22 protein-coding genes are annotated in these 18,858 nt (G+C 64.7%); 13 read left to right on the forward strand and 9 right to left on the reverse strand.

The window, feature by feature from the left end; all coding sequences use genetic code 11:
* Nucleotides 1–108: 108 nt before the first annotated feature.
* The 7 genes from NPS58_RS12055 to NPS58_RS12085 all read left to right on the forward strand — a co-directional run bounded on the left by NPS58_RS12055 (nucleotide 109) and on the right by NPS58_RS12085 (nucleotide 5,099).
* The gene (locus NPS58_RS12055) at nucleotides 109–879 is read left to right on the forward strand and encodes a DUF2092 domain-containing protein (protein ID WP_274115577.1); all 771 of its coding nucleotides are present in this window, start codon (nucleotides 109–111) and stop codon (nucleotides 877–879) included.
* Between the two features lie 12 nt (nucleotides 880–891).
* Nucleotides 892–1,470 (forward strand): hypothetical protein, encoded by a 579-nt coding sequence (locus NPS58_RS12060; RefSeq protein ID WP_274115578.1) that lies wholly within the window; start codon nucleotides 892–894, stop codon nucleotides 1,468–1,470.
* Nucleotides 1,471–1,594: 124 nt separating this feature from the next.
* Nucleotides 1,595–2,518: an aldo/keto reductase gene (locus NPS58_RS12065; protein WP_274115579.1), complete on the forward strand. Its 924-nt coding sequence runs from the start codon at nucleotides 1,595–1,597 to the stop codon at nucleotides 2,516–2,518.
* Nucleotides 2,519–2,530: 12 nt separating this feature from the next.
* A complete protein-coding gene (locus NPS58_RS12070; protein WP_274115580.1) occupies nucleotides 2,531–3,793 on the forward strand; it encodes an NTP/NDP exchange transporter in 1,263 nt (420 codons plus the stop codon).
* A 109-nt stretch (nucleotides 3,794–3,902) separates the two neighbouring features.
* Entirely contained in the window at nucleotides 3,903–4,046 is a 144-nt protein-coding gene (locus NPS58_RS12075; RefSeq protein WP_274115581.1) for a hypothetical protein, read from the forward strand.
* A gap of 30 nt (nucleotides 4,047–4,076) precedes the next feature.
* Nucleotides 4,077–4,319 carry a hypothetical protein gene (locus NPS58_RS12080; RefSeq protein WP_274115582.1) on the forward strand — a complete coding sequence of 81 codons (243 nt, stop codon included), beginning with the start codon at nucleotides 4,077–4,079 and terminating at the stop codon, nucleotides 4,317–4,319.
* A gap of 3 nt (nucleotides 4,320–4,322) precedes the next feature.
* Nucleotides 4,323–5,099, forward strand: a complete 777-nt coding sequence (locus NPS58_RS12085) for an exodeoxyribonuclease III (protein ID WP_274115583.1) — start codon at nucleotides 4,323–4,325, stop codon at nucleotides 5,097–5,099.
* Here the strand turns inward: NPS58_RS12085 and NPS58_RS12090 are convergent.
* Together NPS58_RS12090 and NPS58_RS12095 are read right to left on the reverse strand one after the other, a co-directional pair.
* Nucleotides 5,096–6,430 (reverse strand): cation:proton antiporter, encoded by a 1,335-nt coding sequence (locus tag NPS58_RS12090; RefSeq protein WP_274115584.1) that lies wholly within the window; start codon nucleotides 6,428–6,430, stop codon nucleotides 5,096–5,098. The two genes, NPS58_RS12085 and NPS58_RS12090, sit on opposite strands and share 4 nt — an antisense overlap.
* A 69-nt stretch (nucleotides 6,431–6,499) precedes the next feature.
* On the reverse strand, nucleotides 6,500–7,411 hold the full coding sequence (locus NPS58_RS12095) for a DUF72 domain-containing protein (RefSeq protein ID WP_274115585.1): 912 nt from the start codon (nucleotides 7,409–7,411) through the stop codon (nucleotides 6,500–6,502).
* A 141-nt stretch (nucleotides 7,412–7,552) separates the two neighbouring features.
* On the opposite strand from NPS58_RS12095, the gene NPS58_RS12100 reads away from it, so the two are divergent.
* From NPS58_RS12100 to NPS58_RS12115, 4 genes are all read left to right on the forward strand, one after another.
* Nucleotides 7,553–7,981 (forward strand): hypothetical protein, encoded by a 429-nt coding sequence (locus NPS58_RS12100; RefSeq protein ID WP_274115586.1) that lies wholly within the window; start codon nucleotides 7,553–7,555, stop codon nucleotides 7,979–7,981.
* A gap of 84 nt (nucleotides 7,982–8,065) precedes the next feature.
* Entirely contained in the window at nucleotides 8,066–8,812 is a 747-nt protein-coding gene (locus NPS58_RS12105) for a hypothetical protein (protein ID WP_274116531.1), read from the forward strand.
* Nucleotides 8,813–8,879: 67 nt separating this feature from the next.
* Nucleotides 8,880–9,197, forward strand: coding sequence for a DUF2388 domain-containing protein (locus NPS58_RS12110; RefSeq protein ID WP_274115587.1), 318 nt, complete (start codon nucleotides 8,880–8,882; stop codon nucleotides 9,195–9,197).
* 107 nt (nucleotides 9,198–9,304) lie between these two features.
* Nucleotides 9,305–9,757, forward strand: a complete 453-nt coding sequence (locus NPS58_RS12115; RefSeq protein WP_274115588.1) for a YMGG-like glycine zipper-containing protein — start codon at nucleotides 9,305–9,307, stop codon at nucleotides 9,755–9,757.
* Here NPS58_RS12115 and NPS58_RS12120 read toward each other — a convergent pair.
* From NPS58_RS12120 to NPS58_RS12145, 7 genes are all read right to left on the reverse strand, one after another.
* Nucleotides 9,742–10,263, reverse strand: a complete 522-nt coding sequence (locus NPS58_RS12120) for a TetR/AcrR family transcriptional regulator (RefSeq protein ID WP_274115589.1) — start codon at nucleotides 10,261–10,263, stop codon at nucleotides 9,742–9,744. The genes NPS58_RS12115 and NPS58_RS12120 overlap by 16 nt on opposite strands.
* Complete coding sequence (locus tag NPS58_RS12125) at nucleotides 10,260–11,084, reverse strand: SDR family NAD(P)-dependent oxidoreductase (protein WP_274115590.1); 825 nt, start codon at nucleotides 11,082–11,084, stop codon at nucleotides 10,260–10,262. The genes NPS58_RS12120 and NPS58_RS12125 overlap by 4 nt, the downstream gene beginning before the upstream one ends.
* 29 nt (nucleotides 11,085–11,113) lie before the next feature.
* The gene (locus NPS58_RS12130) at nucleotides 11,114–11,530 is read right to left on the reverse strand and encodes a MaoC family dehydratase (protein ID WP_274115591.1); all 417 of its coding nucleotides are present in this window, start codon (nucleotides 11,528–11,530) and stop codon (nucleotides 11,114–11,116) included.
* Between the two features lie 14 nt (nucleotides 11,531–11,544).
* Entirely contained in the window at nucleotides 11,545–11,985 is a 441-nt protein-coding gene (locus NPS58_RS12135; RefSeq protein WP_274115592.1) for a MaoC family dehydratase N-terminal domain-containing protein, read from the reverse strand.
* Nucleotides 11,986–12,012: 27 nt separating this feature from the next.
* Entirely contained in the window at nucleotides 12,013–13,197 is a 1,185-nt protein-coding gene (locus NPS58_RS12140; protein ID WP_274115593.1) for a lipid-transfer protein, read from the reverse strand.
* A gap of 26 nt (nucleotides 13,198–13,223) precedes the next feature.
* Nucleotides 13,224–13,313 (reverse strand): acyl-CoA dehydrogenase family protein, encoded by a 90-nt coding sequence (locus NPS58_RS29610; RefSeq protein WP_279841999.1) that lies wholly within the window; start codon nucleotides 13,311–13,313, stop codon nucleotides 13,224–13,226.
* Between the two features lie 131 nt (nucleotides 13,314–13,444).
* Nucleotides 13,445–16,261: a LuxR C-terminal-related transcriptional regulator gene (locus NPS58_RS12145; RefSeq protein WP_274115594.1), complete on the reverse strand. Its 2,817-nt coding sequence runs from the start codon at nucleotides 16,259–16,261 to the stop codon at nucleotides 13,445–13,447.
* Nucleotides 16,262–16,437: 176 nt separating this feature from the next.
* On the opposite strand from NPS58_RS12145, the gene NPS58_RS12150 reads away from it, so the two are divergent.
* Entirely contained in the window at nucleotides 16,438–17,241 is an 804-nt protein-coding gene (locus NPS58_RS12150) for an enoyl-CoA hydratase/isomerase family protein (RefSeq protein WP_274115595.1), read from the forward strand.
* Nucleotides 17,242–17,300: 59 nt separating this feature from the next.
* Nucleotides 17,301–18,857: an acyl-CoA synthetase gene (locus NPS58_RS12155; protein ID WP_274115596.1), complete on the forward strand. Its 1,557-nt coding sequence runs from the start codon at nucleotides 17,301–17,303 to the stop codon at nucleotides 18,855–18,857.
* The last annotated feature ends 1 nt before the right edge of the window (nucleotide 18,858 follow it).

The raw sequence follows: 18,858 nt of genomic DNA on the forward strand, positions 1-18,858 counted from the left end.
AATATAGACGGCGTGCGGACAAGCCCACGGATTTTTCCCACATCTGCGGTCGGTGGATGAACTTGGGCTATACCTAACTGGCTCGACCCACTCGCACGGAGTGCGCAGATGAAGCCAGTGACCTGTGTTCTTTGCCTGTTGTTGACGGCCCCGGCGTCGCTTGCCCTGGCCGAAGATACCCCGGCACCCGCTACGCCGACGCCCGACACGCAGACCGTGCGCAACCCCCAGGTGATCGACAAGGTCATCGACATGGGCGAGCACCTGCGCAGCCTCAAGGCCTTCAGGGTGACCGCCCAGACCACCCGCGACACGGTGCTGGACTCGGGGCAGAAGATCAAAAGCGAATCGCTCAATGTGTTGCAGGTGGACGGCCACAACCACCTGTATGCGCGCAGCGACGGTGACACGCGAACCCTCGAGTTCTTCTACAACGGCAAGCAACTCACCCAGTACTCGCCCTACCTCAAGTACTACACCACGGTGGACGCGCCGCCGACCCTCGAAGAAACCCTGCACCGCCTGGAAAACTACTACGGCATCCAGATTCCCCTTGAAGACCTGTTCCTGTTCGGCCGCGACCAGGCGCAGATCGACGGCATCAAGAGCGCCCTGTACATCGGCCCCTCGAGCATCAATGGCCAGCTGTGCGACCACCTGGCGTTTCGCCAGGACGAGCTCGACTGGCAGCTGTGGCTGACTCGCGCCGACAAGCCGCTGCCGTGCAAACTGGTGATCACCACCATCAGCGAAGCCAGCGCGCCTGAATACTCGGCGGTGTACAGCTGGAACCTCAAGCCCGACGCCAAGAACGTCAAGTTCACCTTCGCGCCGGGTAAGGGCGATGTCGCCATTCCATTGAAAAAAGCCAGCGAGTAAGGGAGCGCCGTCATGTTCAGGATCGCCTCGTACACGGTGCTGTTGTCGCTGTTGAGTGTGTCGCTTTTGACCGTGATTCCCATGCCGCAGGCCGATGCCGGGCCCCGCGCCATGGGCCACGCCCGGGCATCGGTGAACCGTGCACCGCCCAGGGGCGCGCCGCACGCCCAGCGCATCAACACCCGCCAGAATGTCTCGGGCAATCGCGTCAACAGCAACCGGCAGGTCAATACCAACCGGCAAGTCAACAGCAATAACCGCCACGTCAACGCCGGCAACCGCGCCTATATCAACAACGGCACGCGCAACGTCAACATCGACAACCACCGCGACGTCGACATCGATGTCGATGGCGGCGGCCGCTACGGCTATGACGATGACTATCACCCGATCGCCACTGCCGCCGCGGTGACGGCGACGGTAGTAGCCACGGCGGCGGTGGTCGGGGCGATTTTCCGGCCCTCGCAGTTGCCGGCCGACTGTGTGCAGGTGATGCGCTACAACACCGCCTACCTGCAATGCGGATCGACCTGGTTCCAGCCGCAGTACCAGGGCAGCAACGTCACCTACGTAGTGGTCAATGCCCCCTGAAGCGCCGGGAGTACAAATGTACTCCCGGCACTGTTTACACATGACGTAACGATTGCCAGGGTGTAACTATTCCCACGGGACTAAGCTTTTTCTCTTGCGCTGTCTTTCGCACAGGAGCTTCGTCATGCCCACCCGTCGCGATTTTCTGGCGGCCAGCGCCGCCCTGGCAGCCGGGGTCGGTTGCCTGAGTTTGCCTGGTCTTGCCTTCGCCCAGAACGCCAGTGGCGCCATGCTCACCCGCAAGATCCCCGCTAGCGGTGAGGCGCTGGCGGTGATCGGCGCCGGCACCTCGGGCAGCTTTGAAGTAGAGGCCGGCTCGCCCGAGTACCAGCAGCTAAAAAAGGTGCTCAAAGTGTTCTTCGAGGGCGGCGGACAGGTCATCGACACCTCGCCCAATTACGGCGGTGCCGACGCGGTGCTCGGCCAACTGCTGGAGGAGGGCGGCTGGCGCAGCAAGACCTTCCTGGCCACCAAGATCGCCGCCGACAGCCGTGCCGCCGCGCAGGCCCAGTGGGCCGGCACCTTGCGCAGCCTGCGCACCGACAAAGTCGAGCTGTTGCAGATCCACAACCTGCGCGACTGGCAGCGCCAGTTGCCCTATGCCCGCGAACTCAAGGCCCAGGGCCTGACCCGCTATGTGGGCGTGACCCATTACGTGGACAGCGGGCTGGACACGCTGGAAACCATCTTGCGCCAGGAGTCGCTGGACTTCATCCAGATCCACTATTCGGTCAACTCGCCCGCTGCCGCCCGCACCGTATTGCCGCTGGCACAGGACAAGGGCGTGGCGGTACTGATCAACCGAGCGTTCGACGACGGCCGGCTGTTCGCCAAGGTCAAGGGAATGCCCCTGCCGCCCTGGGCGGTGGAGCTGGGCGTGGGCAGCTGGGCGCAACTGTTTCTCAAGTTCGCCATCAGCCACCCGGCGGTGACCACGGTGATCCCCGCCACCAGCCGCCCGGATCGCCAGCTCGACCAGCTCAAGGCCGGGCATGGACCGTTGCTCAGCGCTGCCCAGTGTAAACAGTTGATTGACCAGTTCGCGTGAGGCGAACCGGCCATGACAGCGCTGACGACCCGGCTGTTCAATGTCCGCGAAGGCGAACTGCCGATGGTGGTAGCCGGGCTTGCGCTGTTTTTCCTGCTGTTCGCCGGCTATTTCATGTTGCGCCCGGTCCGCGAGACCATGGGCGTGGCCGGCGGTGTCGAGAACCTGCAGTGGCTGTTCACCGGGACCTTCGTGCTGACCCTGGTCGCATTGCCGCTGTTCGGCTGGCTGGCCTCGAAGGTGCAACGCCGGCGCATCCTGCCCTGGACCTATGGTTTCCTGGCCAGCAACCTGTTGGTGTTCGCCGCCTTGTTTGCTCTGCAACCTGACAACCTGTGGAGTGCCCGGGCGTTCTACATCTGGCTGTCGATGTTCAACTTGCTGACCATTTCCCTGGCCTGGAGCGTGCTGGCCGACCTGTTCTCCAGCGAACAGGCCAAGCGCCTGTTCGGTCTGCTGGCCGGCGGGGCGAGCCTGGGCGGGCTGCTGGGGCCGTTGCTGGGCACCGTGCTGGTGGGGGTAATCGGCCATGCCGGGCTGGTGGTGCTGGCCACCGCCTGTTTGCTGGGCAGTGTCGTGGCGGCAGCGTACCTGCAGCGATTCCGCGACCGGCACCCACTGCAGGCAGACACCGAGCTGCCCCGGTCGCGGCCGTTGGGCGGCAACCCGTTTGCCGGGGCCAGCGAGGTGTTCCGTTCGCCCTACCTGCTGGGCATCGCCTTGTTCGTGGTGTTGCTGGCCAGTGTCAGTACCTTTTTGTACTTCGAACAGGCGCGGCTGGTAGCGACGCACTTTACCAGCCGAACGGAGCAGACCCAGGTGTTCGGCCTGATCGACAGCCTGGTGCAGTTCCTGTCGATCCTCACCCAGGTGTTCATCACCGGGCACCTGGCGCGCAAGCTGGGCGTCGGGGTCCTGCTGGTGGCGGTACCGCTGGTGATGGTGGTGGGGTTCTTGTGGTTGGCACTGGCGCCGCTGTTCGCGGTGTTCGTGGTGGTGATGGTGGTGCGCCGGGTGGGTGAGTACGCATTGGTACGGCCCGGGCGCGAAATGCTCTACACCGTGGTGTTGCCGGAGCAGAAGTACAAGGCCAAGAACTTTACCGACACGGTCGTCTATCGTGGCGGCGATGCGCTCAGTGGCTGGGTCAAGCGCGGGCTGGACTTGCTCGGGGATCATCCGGCGCTGGCGATGTTCATTGGTGCCGGGATAGCGCTGGTCTGGGGTTTGACCGGAGCCTGGCTGGGCCGGGAGCAGCGCAAGCGCGAGTCCTGACACCGACCTGCAGGCGGGCTTTAGTTGGGCGAATATTTGGAACGTCCGGGCGCAGGGTTTTTCCTATTGAGAACAGGCAAGGTTTTTCACCTGGCCAGCGGAGGTGTTTATGTCCATCGCCATGCAGCTTGAGAACTCCACCCCACCCAGACCCGAACCCGGCACCGATGAACCCCCACGGGAGACGCCGGATACCGACGACGACAAAGAGCAATACCCCGACGACAAGGACATGCCGTTGCCCAATGATTGACACAAACGGTGCCGGCAGAGGAGTGCAGCGATGTCCATAGAACGCTCGATCCCGGAACTTGAAGCCTGGTACGCGCAATACGATGATGAAAGCTATCGCCGCGAGTCGCCGGACTTCTATCACAAGGCGCTGATCCGCACCGCCGAGGCCTTGCGCGACGATGGCGCCATCGACTGGGACGACTGGCTGGCGCTCAAGGCGCTGGCCGACGAGGCCCGTTTCAATGCCCTGGAAGAGGCCGTGGAGGCAAAGCTCGATGATCCGGATACCTGAGCGATGAAGCCCTTGAAGATCGCCACCTTCAACATCAACGGCCTGCGCGCGCGGCTGCCCAACCTGCTCGACTGGCTGCAGCGCGAGCGCCCCGACGTGGTCTGCCTCCAGGAGCTCAAGGCGCCCGACGCAAGCTTCCCCGCCGCCGAGTTCGAGGCCTTGGGCTACGGCACGTTGCACCACGGCCAAGCCTCCTGGAACGGCGTGGCCATCCTGGCGCTGGATGCCCAGCCGCTGGAAAGCCGGCGCGGGCTGCCCGGCATCGAGGACAGCCAGAGCCGCTACCTGGAGGCAGCAGTGCATGGTCTGCTGGTCGGCTGCCTGTACCTGCCCAACGGCAACCCGCAACCAGGCCCAAAGTTCGACTACAAGCTGGCCTGGTTCGAAGCCCTGATCGCCCACGCTGCGACATTGCAGGCCAGCGAGTTGCCGGTGGTGCTGGCGGGTGACTACAACGTGGTGCCCACCGACTTCGACATCTACAACCCCAGGTCGTGGCTCAAGGACGCGCTACTCCAGCCTGAAAGCCGTGCCTGCTACCAGCGCTTGCTGGACCAGGGCTGGACAGATGCCATACGCCACCTGTACCCCGACGCGCGGGTGTACACCTTCTGGGACTACTTTCGGCAGCACTGGCAGAAAAATTCCGGGCTGCGCATCGATCACCTGTTGCTCAACCCGGTCCTGGCCCCGCAGTTGAAGGACGCCGGGGTACATGCCTGGGTACGCAACGAAGCCCATGCCAGTGACCATGCGCCGGTGTGGATCGAGATCGGCTAGCGGCTGTTCTGGTAGCACGCCAGCAGCGGTTGGGTGCTCAGCCCGTGAAGCACGATGCTCAGGGCCACCACCGACAGGGTCAGGTTGATACAGGCAGTGGCCAGGCCCGGGGCCAGGCCCTGATTGAGGCAGTAGAACAGGTAGTAGAGACTGCCGATCCCGCGAATGCCGAACCAGCCCACCAGCAGGCGTTGCTGGCGGTCCAGCAAGGTGCCCCAGGGGAGCAGCAGGGTGCCCAGCGGGCGCAACACCACGAACAGCGCCAGGCCCACGCCAAGGGCTCGCCAGTCCCAGTGGCTGGCCAGGACGATCCCCAGCAGCGTCACCAGGAACACCTCCATCGCCCGCTCCACCAGGCCACCGAAGGCGAGCATGTCACCCATCATCACCCCGGCCGCCACTTGCTTGTCCTGCAAGTGACGGGTATCGCCGTGCACGGCCTGCTCCGGCTCCAGCTGATGATGCCCGACCAGTGGCTGCACCAGGTGTTCGGCCGGCACCGGGGCATGGTCGCTGGAACTCATCTCGGTACGCCGCAGGCCCAGCCCGGCGGCGAATACCGCCAGAAATCCATAGGCCTGGATCTGTTGCGCACCGACATACGCCAGGGCGATCAAGGCCAGGGCCAGGTAGTCGTTGGGCGACAAGGTGCTGTCATCGTTGCGGATGCGCAGGGCCAGGCTCAGGCGCCCGACACCCTGGCCCATGGCGTAGCCCAGTGCCAATCCGGCGATCACCGCCCACAGCAGCTCGTGCAGGGTCCAGTGCAGTAGGGCGTCGGCATCCGGCTGTGCCTGGGCGATCAGCAGCAGCCCCAGCAGCACGAAGGGAAAGGCCACGCCGTCATTGAGCCCGGCTTCACCGGAAAGGCCAAAGCGCATGGCATCCTGGTCCTTGGCATCGCTCACCTGCACCAATGAGGCCAGCACCGGATCGGTGGGGGCGAGAATGGCCGCCACCAGGAGCGACAATCCCCAGGAAAACTGCAACCACAGGTGCAGCAACAGGCTCAGGCCGGCAATGCTCAGCAGCATCAAGGGTCCCGCCAGCCCCACCACCACGCGCCACATGCGCCGGCTGAATACCAGGCGTAGTTTCAGGCCGCTGACAAACAGGGAAAACAGCAGGGCCACTTCGGTCAGGTGTTCCATCCAGGGCGCGGCCTCGATCACATCCAACTGCAACAGGCCAAGGCCCGACGGCCCGATGGCCACACCCAGGCCCAGGCAGACTGCCGAGGTTGTCACCGGCAACCAGCGCAAGTACGAGGCGGTCAGGGCCAGGGTCAGCAGCACCATGCCCAGCACGGCCATCCACACAATGAAGCTCATGGTGCCACCCCGCGTGCCCGCACAACGGCGTGCGGCCTTGTACGTTCGAGGGGCGAGGCAGGCGTGGGTTCAACCTCCCGGCGTGGTTTGCAGTGATTTGTCCAGTTTGAGCATGGCCAGCAAGCGGCGGGCATCGAAAGGCGCGTGCACCTTGATGTCGTTGTCGAAATAGCAATACACGTCCCGCGTGCTGGCAGCCGGGGGGCGGGTGTCCTTATCGATCAGCTGCGCACCGCCGGGCTGGGCGCCGCGCCTCCAGGCCAGGATGCGCTTGTACCAGCGCTGCAGCGCCGGATCGCTGTAGCCGCTGCGGTAGAGCTGCTTGTCGCCGTGCAGGCGCAGATAGATGAACGTGCTGGTCACATCCTCGACCTGGGGCCATTTGCCGGCCGTGTCGGCGACTACCAGGGCCACGTCATGACGGCGCAGCAACGCGACGAACTCGGGCGTGACAAAACTTGGGTGACGAATCTCCACTGCATGGCGCAAGGCCTGGCCGGGGGAGGCGGGCACATTGTCGGGGGGCGTCAGGCGCGGCGACTGTTGCGCAAGCTTGCCCGCCTGGGCGGCGGTGCGCGGGAGCTGGGCCAGGAAGTCATCGAACAGGGCCGGGTCGAACTTCATGCTCGGCGGGAACTGCCAGAGCGTCGGCCCCAGCTTGGCGCCGAGCATCAGGGGGCCACTGGCGTAGAAGTTGGCCAACGGCTCGGCGATGTCGCGCAGGCGCCGCATATGGGTGATGTAGCGGGGCGCCTTGACGCTGAACACAAAACCCTCGGGCGTGTCGGCAGCCCATTGGGCAAAGCGCTCGGGCCGCTGCAGCGCATAAAAGGTGCCGTTTATCTCGATACTGTTCACCGCCCGCGAAGCGAAGCTCAGTTCATCCTGCTGGCGCAACCCTTCGGGATAGAACACCCCGCGCCAGGGGCCGTAGCGCCAACCCGAGATCCCGATGTGCATGCGAGCCTGTGTCGCCTTCATCCGTTTTCTCCTGGGTGTGCAAATGGGCGGGACTATGGGCTTGTGAATCCTTGAGTGGGAGCGAGTTCAATCGAAAAAGCTGAACCGGTGCGGCCCTGGAATGCTCATAACTGATAGCGGTAGCCTGACAGGTACAAGGCCATGAACATCCACGCGATTCTCTTCACCGTCGCCATGCTCGGCAGTGGCGCCAGCCTCGGCGCGGCCTGCGACGTGCAGACCCGCTCGCAGAGCCCCTCGGTACCCAGCGTCGAATCCCACACCTGCTATCAATTCACCGGCATGCCGGAAGACGCCATCGACTGGTCGTGCAGCAACGAGAGCAAGGAGATGCTCAGCACCCAGAAGCGCCGGGTGCAGGCCTGCCAGGACAACTCGGCGGGCCGCTGCACCGCGACCCTCACCCAGGAAAGCCTGGCCAACCCGCACTCCACCAGCAAGGCGCCGGAGCGCGATACCCTGGCCATCCCCGAGGGGGCCCAGGTGGTCACGTACTACTACGCCACCGCCCATCTGCAACAGGCGCGCAAGGATTGCGAGTCGGCAGGAGGCCGCTGGCAGGCGCCTTGAGGCACTTTTTAGCGATTCGTGGCTCTATTCATGGCCAGTCGGCGCCGATCCCCGGCGCCGCGCCAGAATCCAGACCCGGTGCCGATGGTCGAGACTGCCCCTGTTCGTTCCCTGCGAGTGCTGTGCCAGCCGTTGCTGGCCGGTGCCTTGATCATGTGTGCCAGCGCCTGCAGCCCGCAGCAGGGTCGCGACATCGCCAACCAATTCAGCCAGGGCAATCCCCAGGAGTTGTTCCAGACCAGCGTCGACCGCATGGCGACCCTGGCGATGCGCGACAACCTGCGCAGCCTCTACCTGCTGATGAACAAGTTGTACCTGCGCAACCCCAACCAGTGGCGCCAGTCGGGGTTTGTCGATGCCACTACCGCCGAACGGCAGATACGCCAGGCCATCGAGCAGCGCCAGACACTGCCGCAACTGGGCGAGCGGCGTGACCTGGCAGCCTTGAGCTACGCCTTGAGCCCGGAATTTCGCGGCGACCGGGTCGGGGCGTTCATCTACGCCATCGGCAGCATGCTGGTGACCGCCCATGGCGGGCGCAGCGAGTTCTTCATGACCGACACCATCAACCCGCTGTTCGTCAGCAACGCGGCGCGCAACATCGAAAAGGCCACCTGGATGCTCAGCCAGCGCCAGGATGAAAACGGCGTCCTGTTGCTGTTTTCCAACGAAATGACCGAAGAAGGCAGCAATCTCAGCTTCGCCGTTGAGTTCGGCAAGATCGTGGCGCGCCTCGACCTGCTGGCGCAGATGCTCGATGAGCGGTATCGGCGCATCGGCCTGAACTATGCGCAAAGTCTGTTGCTGATGAATTTCCTGCCGGTGCAGTAGCAGGGAACTACTGCCGGGAGAGGAGTATCCTATTTGACGTAGGGACTCTATTTCCGGAGGCACCACCATGCGTCGTCTACTGATCGCTTCTTCCCTTGTTCTCTGCCTGCCCTTCGGCGCGGCCCTGGCCGATGTCGATGCCGGTGATGTCGCCACCTCGGCAGGGGTATCTGCCTCGCTGTACTCCACCTTCAAGGACGACAAACGGATCATTCCGGCCCGTGACGATGCCTCGTCGTTCATCGCCAGCGGCGGCGCCATTCGTGGGGTCTACCTGGAGTCCATGTTGCAGCGTGTGCGAGAACAAAATCCTGGCCTGCAAGCCACCGATGAAGACATCGCCCGGGCGATCCTGATGCAGGACCAGCTGGGCACCGAGCGCTAGACTCTCCTGTAGGAGCGGATTTGCCCCGCGACATCAAGACATCCGAAAGATCGCTATCGCCAGGCAAGCCCGCTCCGAAAATGATCCTGCAAGATCCGGAGGTCATCATGTTCAGGTTGTCATCAGTGGGCCTATGTGTGGCGGCTGCGCTGTTTGCAGCCCAGGCCAGCGCCGAAACAGTGGTGCCGATGAAGGGCCAGAGCGCTCAACAAGTCCAGCTCGACACGGACGAATGCCACAACGTCGCCAACAGCGCGTCCAGCAGTACCTCGACGCCCAGCGGCGGGCGGATCAAAGGCGCGGCCGTCGGCGCCGCGGCCGGTGCGGTAGGGGCCAATGTGCGCGGTAACCAGCACGAGGAGATCTATGATCGCGTCGATGACGATGTCAAACAGGACTATCGGCAGAACCGCGCCAAGCAAACCGCGGCCGCCGGTGCGGTAGTGGGGGGCGCCCATCAACGACAGGAGCGGCGCGAGCAACGCAGAACCAGCGAATCGACCAACGCGACCGCCTACACCAGTTGCCTGCAGGGCAAGGGCTATCAGGTCACCCCGTAGCATTGCTCGACCGTGGCGGGTCGGCAACGATTCGTCACGGTGGCGGGCAGCGCCCCGAGCATCTTCAGCACCAGCGCCGCATAATGCTCGATCACCTCTTCAACATCCCAGCGACCATCGGCCTGGTGCCAGATGCACGCATGGGTGAGCTGGTTGAACAGGGTGCGGGCCATGAGTTGCGGATCGGCGCAGTGCAACGATCCTTCCTCCCTTCCTTGATCGAGCATACGCTGCAGGTAGTTCCTATACCGGCCTCGGGTGCTGCGCATTGCGGTGTCCAGGCGCTTGAAGTCCAGCTTGCCGAGCCTGTCCTGGTCCGGGTGCTCCAGGTGATAGCGCACATGGCAGGCGATGAACGCCACCAACTTCACATCGGCGCGGGCGCCAGCGGGTTGCTCGCGTTGCCACTGCCGGGCAATGCCGTCCAGGTAGTGCATGTCCATGGTGAGATCCCCTGTGCCGGGCCAGGCCAGCCGCGCCCAGGGCGCGGTTGGCGCTGAACTCATTGCAGGTTGCCGGCAACCGCGATGGTCTGGGCGGTGATGTAGTTCGACTCCGGCGAGCAGAACAGGTACACCGCATCGGCCGCTTCCTGCACGGTACCCGGACGCCCGAGCGGGTTGCGCTGGGCGAACGTCCTGGCGTTCTCCGGGCTGATCCCTACCCGAATGTCACGGCCCTCGATGTTCACGGTGGCGCCTGCATGGGCGTCGGCCCGGGTCATGCGGGTCTCGATGAAGCCAAAGGCCACGGCATTGACGTTGACCTTCAAGCGCCCCCACTCGCGCGCCAGCGCACGGGTCATGCCGATCACCCCGGCCTTGGCCGAGGAGTAGTTCATTTGCCCGGCGTTGCCGTTCAACGCCGACACCGACGAGATGTTCACCACCTTGCGAAACACTTCCCGCTCCAGGGCGGCATCGGCTTGCGCCTGGGCCTTTATGATCGGGTAGGCGGCACGCAGGATGCGAAATGGCGCGGTCATGTGGCAGTCGACAATGGCGTACCACTGCTCGTCGCTCATCTTCTGGATCACGTCGTCCCAGGTGTAGCCGGCATTGTTGACAATGATGTCGATGCCGTTGAAGTGGTCCATCGCTGTCTTGATGTAGCGCTCGGCAAAGTCCGGAGCGCTGACGTTGCCGTGGCACACGGCGGCTTCGCCGCCGAGGCTGCGGATCATCTCGGCGGTTTCGTGGGCAGGGTCGGCGTCCAGGTCGTTGATCACCACGCGGGCGCCTTCACGAGCCAGCTTCAGTGCGATCTGCTGGCCGATGCCGCGGCCCGAACCGGTTACCAGTGCGACTTTGCCTTGAAGTTTTGCCATGGGTGCAGCTCCTCGATTATCAGTATTGTTTACAGAGCGATGACGGCATCGCCGACGATCTTGGTTTCGCCGTACTGGTTGGCGGTGCGGATCTCGACCTTCAGGCGTTGCTCACCTTCGGCTTCGAAGCGCTCCACCACCGTGCCGGTGCAGGTAATCTGGTGGCCCAGGTGGGTAATGCCGAGAAACCGCACGCCCAGGTCGCGCAGCTGGCGTTGATCCACCCACTGGGTGACCAGGCGGGCGAGGTAGGCCATCGACAACATGCCGTGGGCGAACACATCGGCCATGCCGGCCTTGCGGGCATAGTCGATGTCGATATGAATGGCGTTGTGATCCCCCGAGGCGCCGGCGAACAGCGCCAGGGTGGTGCGGTTGATCGGGGCCAGGGTCAGGGCCGGCAGTTGTTCGCCGACCTGCAGGTGTTGCAGCGATGGGGTAGTCATCAGTGATCTCCGCTTCAGCTGTTGCGCTGTACGAGTACGCTACGAAGGTCGGCAACGTGCTCGCCGTGCTGGTTGGTCACGCGGGTTTCGCGCACCACGAATTCAAGGGCGCCACCTTTCTTCTCGTAGATGTCGGCAATCCGTACTTCGAAGCGCAGGGTGTCGCCGGCATAGGCCATGCGGTGGTAGCGGAACGATTGCTCGCCGTGCAGGATGCGGGCGGTGACTATGCCCAGTTCGTCGCGCCAGGCGTTGGACGGGATCTGCAACTCCAGCGAGAACAGGAAGGTCGGCGGCAGCGGCAGGGTCGGGTGGCCGGCATCGCGGGCGGCCTGCTCGTCGAAATAGACCGGGTTGGTTTCACCGGTGGCCTTGGCGAAAAAGCGCAGTTGCCCTGCCTCGGCGGTGGCCAGGAAGGCGGGTAGCTGGCGGCCGATGTGTTGTTTGTCGATCATCGAAGGGCTCCTTGAGGGCAGGCCGGGTCAGTGTTTCTGGTACACGGTGACCACGCAGGCACCGCCCAGGCCGAGGTTGTGCTGCACCGCTGTCCGCGCGCCTTGCACCTGGCGCTGTTCGGCACTGCCGCGCAGTTGATGGGTCAGCTCGTAGCATTGGGCAAGACCGGTGGCGCCCAGTGGATGGCCCTTGGAGAGCAGGCCGCCGGAAGGGTTGGTCACCCAGCGCCCGCCATAGGTGTTGTCGCCATCGTTGACCAGTTGCTCGCCGGCGCCCTCGGCGCACAGGCCAAGGCCTTCGTAGGTCAGCAGTTCGTTCTGGGCGAAGCAGTCGTGCAGTTCGATCACGTCGATGTCGCGGGGGCCGATGCCGGCCTGGTTGTAGGCGATGTCGGCGGCCATGCGGGTCATGTCGAAACCCACCACGCGGATCATGTCGTTGGCGTCATAGGTGCTGGGCAGGTCGGTGGTCAGCGCCTGCCCGGCGATCAGCACGTCGGTGCGCAAGCCGTGCTTCCTGGCGAAGGCTTCGGAGACCACGATGGCGGCCGCTGCGCCGCAGGTGGGCGGGCAGGCCATCAGGCGGGTCAGCACGCCTTCCCAGAGCATCGGCGCGGCCAGCACTTCTTCGGGGCTGACTATGTTGCGAAACACCGCCAGCGGGTTGTTGGCCGCGTGGCGGCTGGCCTTGGCGCGGATCTTGGCGAAGGTCGCCAGCTGGGTGCCGTACTTCTGCATGTGGGCGTGGCCCGCACCGGCGAACTGGCGAATGGCCGTGGGCAGCTCGGGCTTGCCTACCAGTTCGGTGGTGAGCTTGAGGGCACGCTCGGTGGCCGGGGCGCGATCGGTCCAGGCCGATTTCAGCGCGCCCGGGTTCATCTGCTCGAAGCCGAACGCCAGGGCGCAGTCCACCACGCCGCTTTGCACCGCCTGGCGAGCCAGGAACAGGGCGCTGGAACCGGTTGCGCAGTTGTTGTTGACGTTGACCAGGGGGATACCGGTCATGCCCACGCGATACAGGGCCTTTTGTCCGCAGGTGGAGTCACCGTAGACATAGCCTGCATAGGCTTGCTGGATGTCCTTGAAGTCCAGGCCGCAATCGGCCAGGGCCAGGCGGATCGCCTGTTCGCCCATCACATCGTAGGCTTCATTGGTGCCAGGCTTCTTGAACGGGATCATGCCCACGCCAGCCACGAATACCTTGCTGCTCATCGTTTTTTCCTTTTTGTTTTCGAAGGTCAGAACTTGTGCGCGATCTGTTCGCGCATGACTTCACGGGTGCCGCCGTATATGCGGTTGACGCGCATGTCGAGAAAGACTCGGGCAATCTGCCCTCAAGCCTCCTCGAACACGGCTGGCCGCCTGGGGCTGAGGATTACGATAGGCGCGGGGCCGTGGCCGAACGCCACCCGGGGCGGGTGGCGGGGCAAAGAACGGCGTGTTGGGGAGGGGGTGTCGCCTACGCGGGGGGCAGGTCGCTGTCGTGGAATTGCAGGTCACGCATGCGCGCGACGGCTTCGTCGCGGCTGCTGACCCCAAGCTTGCTGTAGATGTGGCTCAGGTGCCACTTGACCGTTTCGGGCGACAGCCCCAGGGCCCGGGCGATTTTCTTGTTCGGCAGCGCCTGGGCAAGCAAGCGCAGCACTTCGATCTCGCGCTCGCTCAGCGGCTCGACCGCTGCACTGGGCTTGCTCGGCGTCGTGGCCGCGGGCTTGGCGGTGGCCACGGCCGGGGCGGTACTCTGCGCGGCTTGCAACCGCTCGACATAGAACGCCAGCAGCGGATCGAGGGTTTCCTGGCTGGCGACGCTGCTGATCAGCTCAAGCCCCTTGGGATGGGCGTCCAGCAGGCTGCGCAACAAACCGAAGCGCTGGCCGCGGCGCAACGCCTCGAGGATCTTGTCCCGCGCCAGCACCCGGTTGCCACGCTCGGCCTCGACCACCGCGCCCAGCACCAGCAAACGCACGGAGCCCAGCTGTCGGCGATGCCGCTCGCAGGTGGCGATCAGTTGATCCAGCCGGGCCGAGGCACCGTCCAGGTCGCCTTGCGCCAGTTGCCAGCGCACCCGGGAGTTCTCGGTGAGGATGTGGATTTCCTTGAGCGCCGTTTCTCCGGCATCGGGGTGGCGGGCGTCGATGGTCTCCAGGCGGGTGAGCTTGGCCCGCGCCGCCGCGGTCTCGCCGAGGATCAGCAGCCAGCGCACCTGCCAGGTCAGGGAATAGGCTTGCAGGCGGTCCAGGCCCAGTTTGATCGCATATTCGTCCAGGCGCTCGATGAAGGCGAAGGCCTCCTGCTGGTTGCCGGCCAGCCATTGCACGTTCGCCAGTACCTGCAGTACCCGCAGCACCGAGTCGGGAATGGAAATCCGTTCGAGGCTGTCGACGCGGCCCGACAGCAGCGTGAATGCCTCGTCCACCTGATTGGTTTCGTAGAGCACTTCACCGAGCAGGGCGGCAGACAGGTAGGTGGCATCGGCGCCGGTCTTTGCGCACCGTCGGGACTCATGCAGCACATCGCGATAAACCCGTTCGGCCTGGGTCATCTGGCCTTCCAGGGCCAGGCTCAAGCCCACCATGCAGCGCCCTTGCAGGCTGCCGGCGGTGGTGCCCAGCAGCGGCTCGCCGTTGACCAGCAGCACAGGACGGTCCATCTGCACCTGGCGGGCCTTTTCGTAGTCGCCGCGGTGCATGTACAGCCACGACAGGATGTTGGCGCATGAGCCGATGGCAACGCCGTCGGTGCCCGGCGGCGGGTTGAGCAGCTGCGGCAGCACGGTCATGGCTGCCTCGGTGTCGTCGCGCTGCAGTGCCAGGGAGGCGCGCATCACGGCCAGCATGAAGCGCTCGTGCACATGGTGCTCGGGCAAGTCGCGATTCAACTGCTCCAGGCTTTCGGTGCAGCCGGCGAAGTCCCGGGCGTATAGTTGCATGCGCACCTTGACCAGGCGCAGCTTGACCCGCGACTGCACCTGTTCCACCGGCAACAGGCGCACCAGTTCGATCAGCAGGCGCAGGTCGCCATGGGCATACAGGGCCGGGGCGTGCTGCTCCACCAGCAAGGCGGCGGCTGCGCAATCGTCGCTCTGGACGGCGTGGTGAACGGCTTCGTCCAGGTGATTGTGGTCGCGGAACCAGGTCCAGGCACGCGCGTGCACGGCGTGTTGCTCGGACTCACTGCGTGAGTCGAAGTACTTGAGCAGGGTTTCGCGCAGCAGCGGGTGCAGGCGATACCAGGTTTCTCGCCCGGCGCTGTCTACCGGGATCAGGAACAGGTTGTCCCGCTCAAGGCGCGCCAGCAACGCAGAGGCTTCTCCAACGGCGTCGGGGTTGCCGCTCAAGGCGGCGCACAATGAGGCGCAAAAGCGGTTGCACACGGCCATGAGCAACATCAGGTCAAGGTCGGTGGGCGACAGGTGGGATAGCACCTCGACTTCGAAAAACTGCGCAAACGCCTGGTTGTCCCGCACCTGGGGTTGCACCGGCAGGCTCGCCGCCGCCGATGCCGGACGGTGCTTCTTGCGGCTCACGGCCAACAGTTGCAACCCGGCCGCCCAGCCATCGGTAAGTTCGTGCATCTGCCTGGCGTCGCGGGCATCGATCTGGCCCAGTTGCGCCTTGAGAAACCGTTCGGACTCGGCCGGGGTGAAGCGCAGGTCGCGCAGGTTCAACTCCTGGACCAGGTCCTGACTGCGCAGGCGCGCCAGCGACAGCGGCACGGTGCTGCGCGATACCAGCGCCAGGTGCAGGTTGACGGGGGCGTAATCGATCAACCATTGCAGGGCCTGGTGAATGCTCACGTCGGTCAGGTGGTGCAGGTCGTCGAGCACCAGCACCAGCTCGCCGGAACGTCGGGCGATGCTGCGCACCAGGGTGATGACCGTACGTTCCACCGCCTCGCCGTCGATACCGCGACCTTCGAGTTGAGTGGCCTCGCGTATCAGGTCAGGGTCTATCTGGCCCAGGCTTGCCAGTAGGTAGTCGAGAAAGCGCGTCAGTTCGTTGTCGTCGGCAGACAGCGTCAACCAGGCCACGTCATAGCCAAGGGGCAACAGGCCCTGGCGCCAGGCGATCAAGGTCGAGGTCTTGCCGCAACCGGCCGGGCCCTGGAGCACAATGCAACGTTGGCGACGCGCCTTGAGCATCTGCTCTTGCAGGCGCTCGCGGGAGATCAGCCGGCCGCTGCTACGGGGAGGTATCAGCTTTGTGCTGACGATGGGCGACTGTGATCGGTCAAAGGCCTGGCTATCGGCTGCAGTGGACTTGCGGTTGTTGTCCATGGGCTCCCGCTCATTTTTTTTCAAGCATGCACTGAATCTATCTCAATGTAACCCGGCGCTTGAAGCCCGGTGGCCGGAGGAGTGTGCCCACCACACGATTCGGGTGGCGAAGGCGGGGGCCGGTATTGATCTACTGCGAACAACAAAACCATTTCCCGCAGCGCAGGAACTCGCTCATGGCCATACAGTTCAAGATCAACGAGCACGTGGCGGTCATCACGCTCGATGGGCAATCAGCCGACAACACCCTGAGCGTCAGCGACCTGATGCACCTGCGCAAGGTCCTCGGCACCTGCCAGGACGATGAGCAGGTGCGGGTGATCGTGCTCACAGGTGGCACTGACCGGGCCTTTTGCTGCGGTGTCACCCCGAGAGAGCCATTGCGCGCACTGCCAGGAGTCGTCGCGGGGGCGCTCAAAAGTCGTGACATCGAAGCCGAGGAGGGCGGCCACGCTCGGCTGCTGGACCTGAGCGACCTGGAGATCTGGAAACCGCTGATCGCGTCGATCAATGGCGCCTGCCTGGGCGGCGGGCTGGAGCTTGCCCTGCAGTGCGACCTGCGCATCGGCGCCGCCCACGCAAGCTTTGGTTTGCCAGAAGTGCGCGAGGCAAGCATCGCCCCCGCCGGTGGCGTGCAGTACCTGCTGCGCGCGGTGCCTGCCGCCCATGCCATGAAAATCGCCCTGAGCGGTGAGCCGGTCAACGCCCAGGAAGCTTTGCGCATCGGCCTGATCAGCGATCTGGTCGCGCGCGAGCAACTCTTGCCGATGTGCCTGGACCTTGCCGAACGCATCGCCGCCAACGGCCCGCTGGCGGTGCAGTCGGTCAAGCGCCTGGCGCTGCACAGCGCGCACCTGAACCCTCGGGACTTTGCCGCCCAGGCCCACTTGCACTGGGGCCTGCTGCGCGATAGCCAGGACCAGGCCGAAAGCCGCCGGGCAAAGGCCGAGAAGCGTGCACCGCACTACACCGGGAGCTGACCGGCCCCCGCGTTACCCCCTCGTTCAAGCCTGACAACAATAATTCACAGGAGAGTTCCATGTACCTCACCCAAGGGCTGCACCGCATGCTGCAGCAAAATCCCGATGCCCTGGCCATGGCGTTTCGCGACCGCCGCCACACCTACCGACAACTGGCCGAGCGGGTGGCACGCCTGGCGGGCGCCTTGCAGCAACTGGGCATGCACAGCGGCGATCGCATCGGCATGCTGAGCCTGAACAGCGACCGTTTTCTGGAGTACTACCTGGCCACCTGGTGGGGCGGCGGCGTGGTCAACCCGGTGAACATCCGCTGGAGCGTGGCCGAGATCGTCTATTCGCTGGACGACTGCGACACCCGCATCCTGCTGATCGACGACACCTTTGTGCCCATGGCCCAGGCCATTGCCAGCAGCGCCAGGGTACGTCCGCTGCTGATCCATGTCGGCGATGGGCCGGCTCCGGAAGGGATGCTCGGCTACGAGCAACTGATCGAAACGGCCGTGGCGGTGGGCGACGCCTCGCGTGGCGGCGACGACCTGGCCTGCATCCTCTACACCGGCGGCACCACGGGCCGGCCCAAGGGGGTGATGCTGTCGCACATGAACCTGTGGAGCGCAGCGGTTGCCCGCTGCGCCGATGTGCCGGTGCTGGACGATGCGCGGAGCCTGCATATTGCACCGATGTTCCACCTGGCGGCGCTGTCGCGGGTGATCCTGGTCTCGCTGCTCGGCCTGCCGAGCTTTTTCGTGCCTGCCTTCGATGCCGTGGATGTGATGCGCACCATCGCCCGCGAGCGCATCACCGACATCCTCATCGTACCAACCATGCTGCAAGCCCTGATCATGCACCCCGAGTTCCCCCGGCACGACCTGAGCTGCCTGCGCGACCTGACCTACGGTGCATCGCCGATCGCCGTGCCGTTGCTGGAACTTGCCCTCAAGGCCTTGCCGCAGGTCCGGTTCACCCAGGGCTACGGCATGACCGAGGCCGCGCCGCCGATCACTGCCAATGGCCCGCACAACCACGGCGCCGAAGGCATCGCCAACGGCCGCCTGCGCTCGGCCGGACGGCCTGGGCTGGGGGTGACCGTGCGCATTGTCGACGAACACGACAACGAAGTGCCCTGCGGCACAGTGGGCGAGGTGGTGGTGCGCGGGCCGAACATCATGCTCGGCTACTGGAACAAGCCAGAAGAAACCGCGCAGGCGTTGCGTGGCGGCTGGATGCACACCGGCGACGGCGCCTACATGGACAAGGACGGCTATATCTACATCGTCGACCGCTTCAAGGACATGATTGTCAGCGGTGGCGAGAACGTCTATTCCGGCGAAGTGGAAAGCGCCATCGCCAGCCATCCGGCCGTGGCCGCGTGCGCAGTGATCGGCATCCCCTGTGCCCAGTGGGGCGAGGCGGTGCATGCGGTGATCGTGCTCAAGACCGACGCCTTGGCTCGAGAGGCCGACATCATCGAGCACTGCCGACGCCAGATCGCCAGCTACAAGGCCCCGAAAACCGTCGAGTTTCGTGCCGGCCTGCCGTTGTCCGGCGCCGGCAAAGTGCTCAAGCGCGAGCTGCGCGAGCCGTTCTGGGGCGGCAAGGACCGCGGGGTGAGCTGAC

The sequence above is a fragment of the Pseudomonas putida genome, assembly GCF_028682455.1.
GTDB classification, from domain to species: Bacteria; Pseudomonadota; Gammaproteobacteria; order Pseudomonadales; family Pseudomonadaceae; genus Aquipseudomonas; species Aquipseudomonas putida_AA.

Bases quoted from the DNA above. Each gene is read 5' to 3' on its own strand.
- NPS58_RS12120 (WP_274115589.1), bottom strand. From the start codon at position 10,263: ATGAGTTCAGCGCCAACCGCGCCCTGGGCGCGGCTGGCCTGGCCCGGC.
- NPS58_RS12060 (WP_274115578.1), top strand. From the start codon at position 892: ATGTTCAGGATCGCCTCGTACACGGTGCTGTTGTCGCTGTTGAGTGTG.
- NPS58_RS12125 (WP_274115590.1), bottom strand. From the start codon at position 11,084: ATGGCAAAACTTCAAGGCAAAGTCGCACTGGTAACCGGTTCGGGCCGC.
- NPS58_RS12115 (WP_274115588.1), top strand. From the start codon at position 9,305: ATGTTCAGGTTGTCATCAGTGGGCCTATGTGTGGCGGCTGCGCTGTTT.
- NPS58_RS12110 (WP_274115587.1), top strand. From the start codon at position 8,880: ATGCGTCGTCTACTGATCGCTTCTTCCCTTGTTCTCTGCCTGCCCTTC.
- NPS58_RS12055 (WP_274115577.1), top strand. From the start codon at position 109: ATGAAGCCAGTGACCTGTGTTCTTTGCCTGTTGTTGACGGCCCCGGCG.
- NPS58_RS12090 (WP_274115584.1), bottom strand. From the start codon at position 6,430: ATGAGCTTCATTGTGTGGATGGCCGTGCTGGGCATGGTGCTGCTGACC.
- NPS58_RS12130 (WP_274115591.1), bottom strand. From the start codon at position 11,530: ATGACTACCCCATCGCTGCAACACCTGCAGGTCGGCGAACAACTGCCG.
- NPS58_RS12105 (WP_274116531.1), top strand. From the start codon at position 8,066: ATGGTCGAGACTGCCCCTGTTCGTTCCCTGCGAGTGCTGTGCCAGCCG.
- NPS58_RS12075 (WP_274115581.1), top strand. From the start codon at position 3,903: ATGTCCATCGCCATGCAGCTTGAGAACTCCACCCCACCCAGACCCGAA.
- NPS58_RS12080 (WP_274115582.1), top strand. From the start codon at position 4,077: ATGTCCATAGAACGCTCGATCCCGGAACTTGAAGCCTGGTACGCGCAA.
- NPS58_RS12100 (WP_274115586.1), top strand. From the start codon at position 7,553: ATGAACATCCACGCGATTCTCTTCACCGTCGCCATGCTCGGCAGTGGC.
- NPS58_RS12145 (WP_274115594.1), bottom strand. From the start codon at position 16,261: ATGGACAACAACCGCAAGTCCACTGCAGCCGATAGCCAGGCCTTTGAC.
- NPS58_RS12085 (WP_274115583.1), top strand. From the start codon at position 4,323: ATGAAGCCCTTGAAGATCGCCACCTTCAACATCAACGGCCTGCGCGCG.
- NPS58_RS12150 (WP_274115595.1), top strand. From the start codon at position 16,438: ATGGCCATACAGTTCAAGATCAACGAGCACGTGGCGGTCATCACGCTC.
- NPS58_RS12070 (WP_274115580.1), top strand. From the start codon at position 2,531: ATGACAGCGCTGACGACCCGGCTGTTCAATGTCCGCGAAGGCGAACTG.
- NPS58_RS12140 (WP_274115593.1), bottom strand. From the start codon at position 13,197: ATGAGCAGCAAGGTATTCGTGGCTGGCGTGGGCATGATCCCGTTCAAG.
- NPS58_RS12155 (WP_274115596.1), top strand. From the start codon at position 17,301: ATGTACCTCACCCAAGGGCTGCACCGCATGCTGCAGCAAAATCCCGAT.
- NPS58_RS12135 (WP_274115592.1), bottom strand. From the start codon at position 11,985: ATGATCGACAAACAACACATCGGCCGCCAGCTACCCGCCTTCCTGGCC.
- NPS58_RS12065 (WP_274115579.1), top strand. From the start codon at position 1,595: ATGCCCACCCGTCGCGATTTTCTGGCGGCCAGCGCCGCCCTGGCAGCC.
- NPS58_RS12095 (WP_274115585.1), bottom strand. From the start codon at position 7,411: ATGAAGGCGACACAGGCTCGCATGCACATCGGGATCTCGGGTTGGCGC.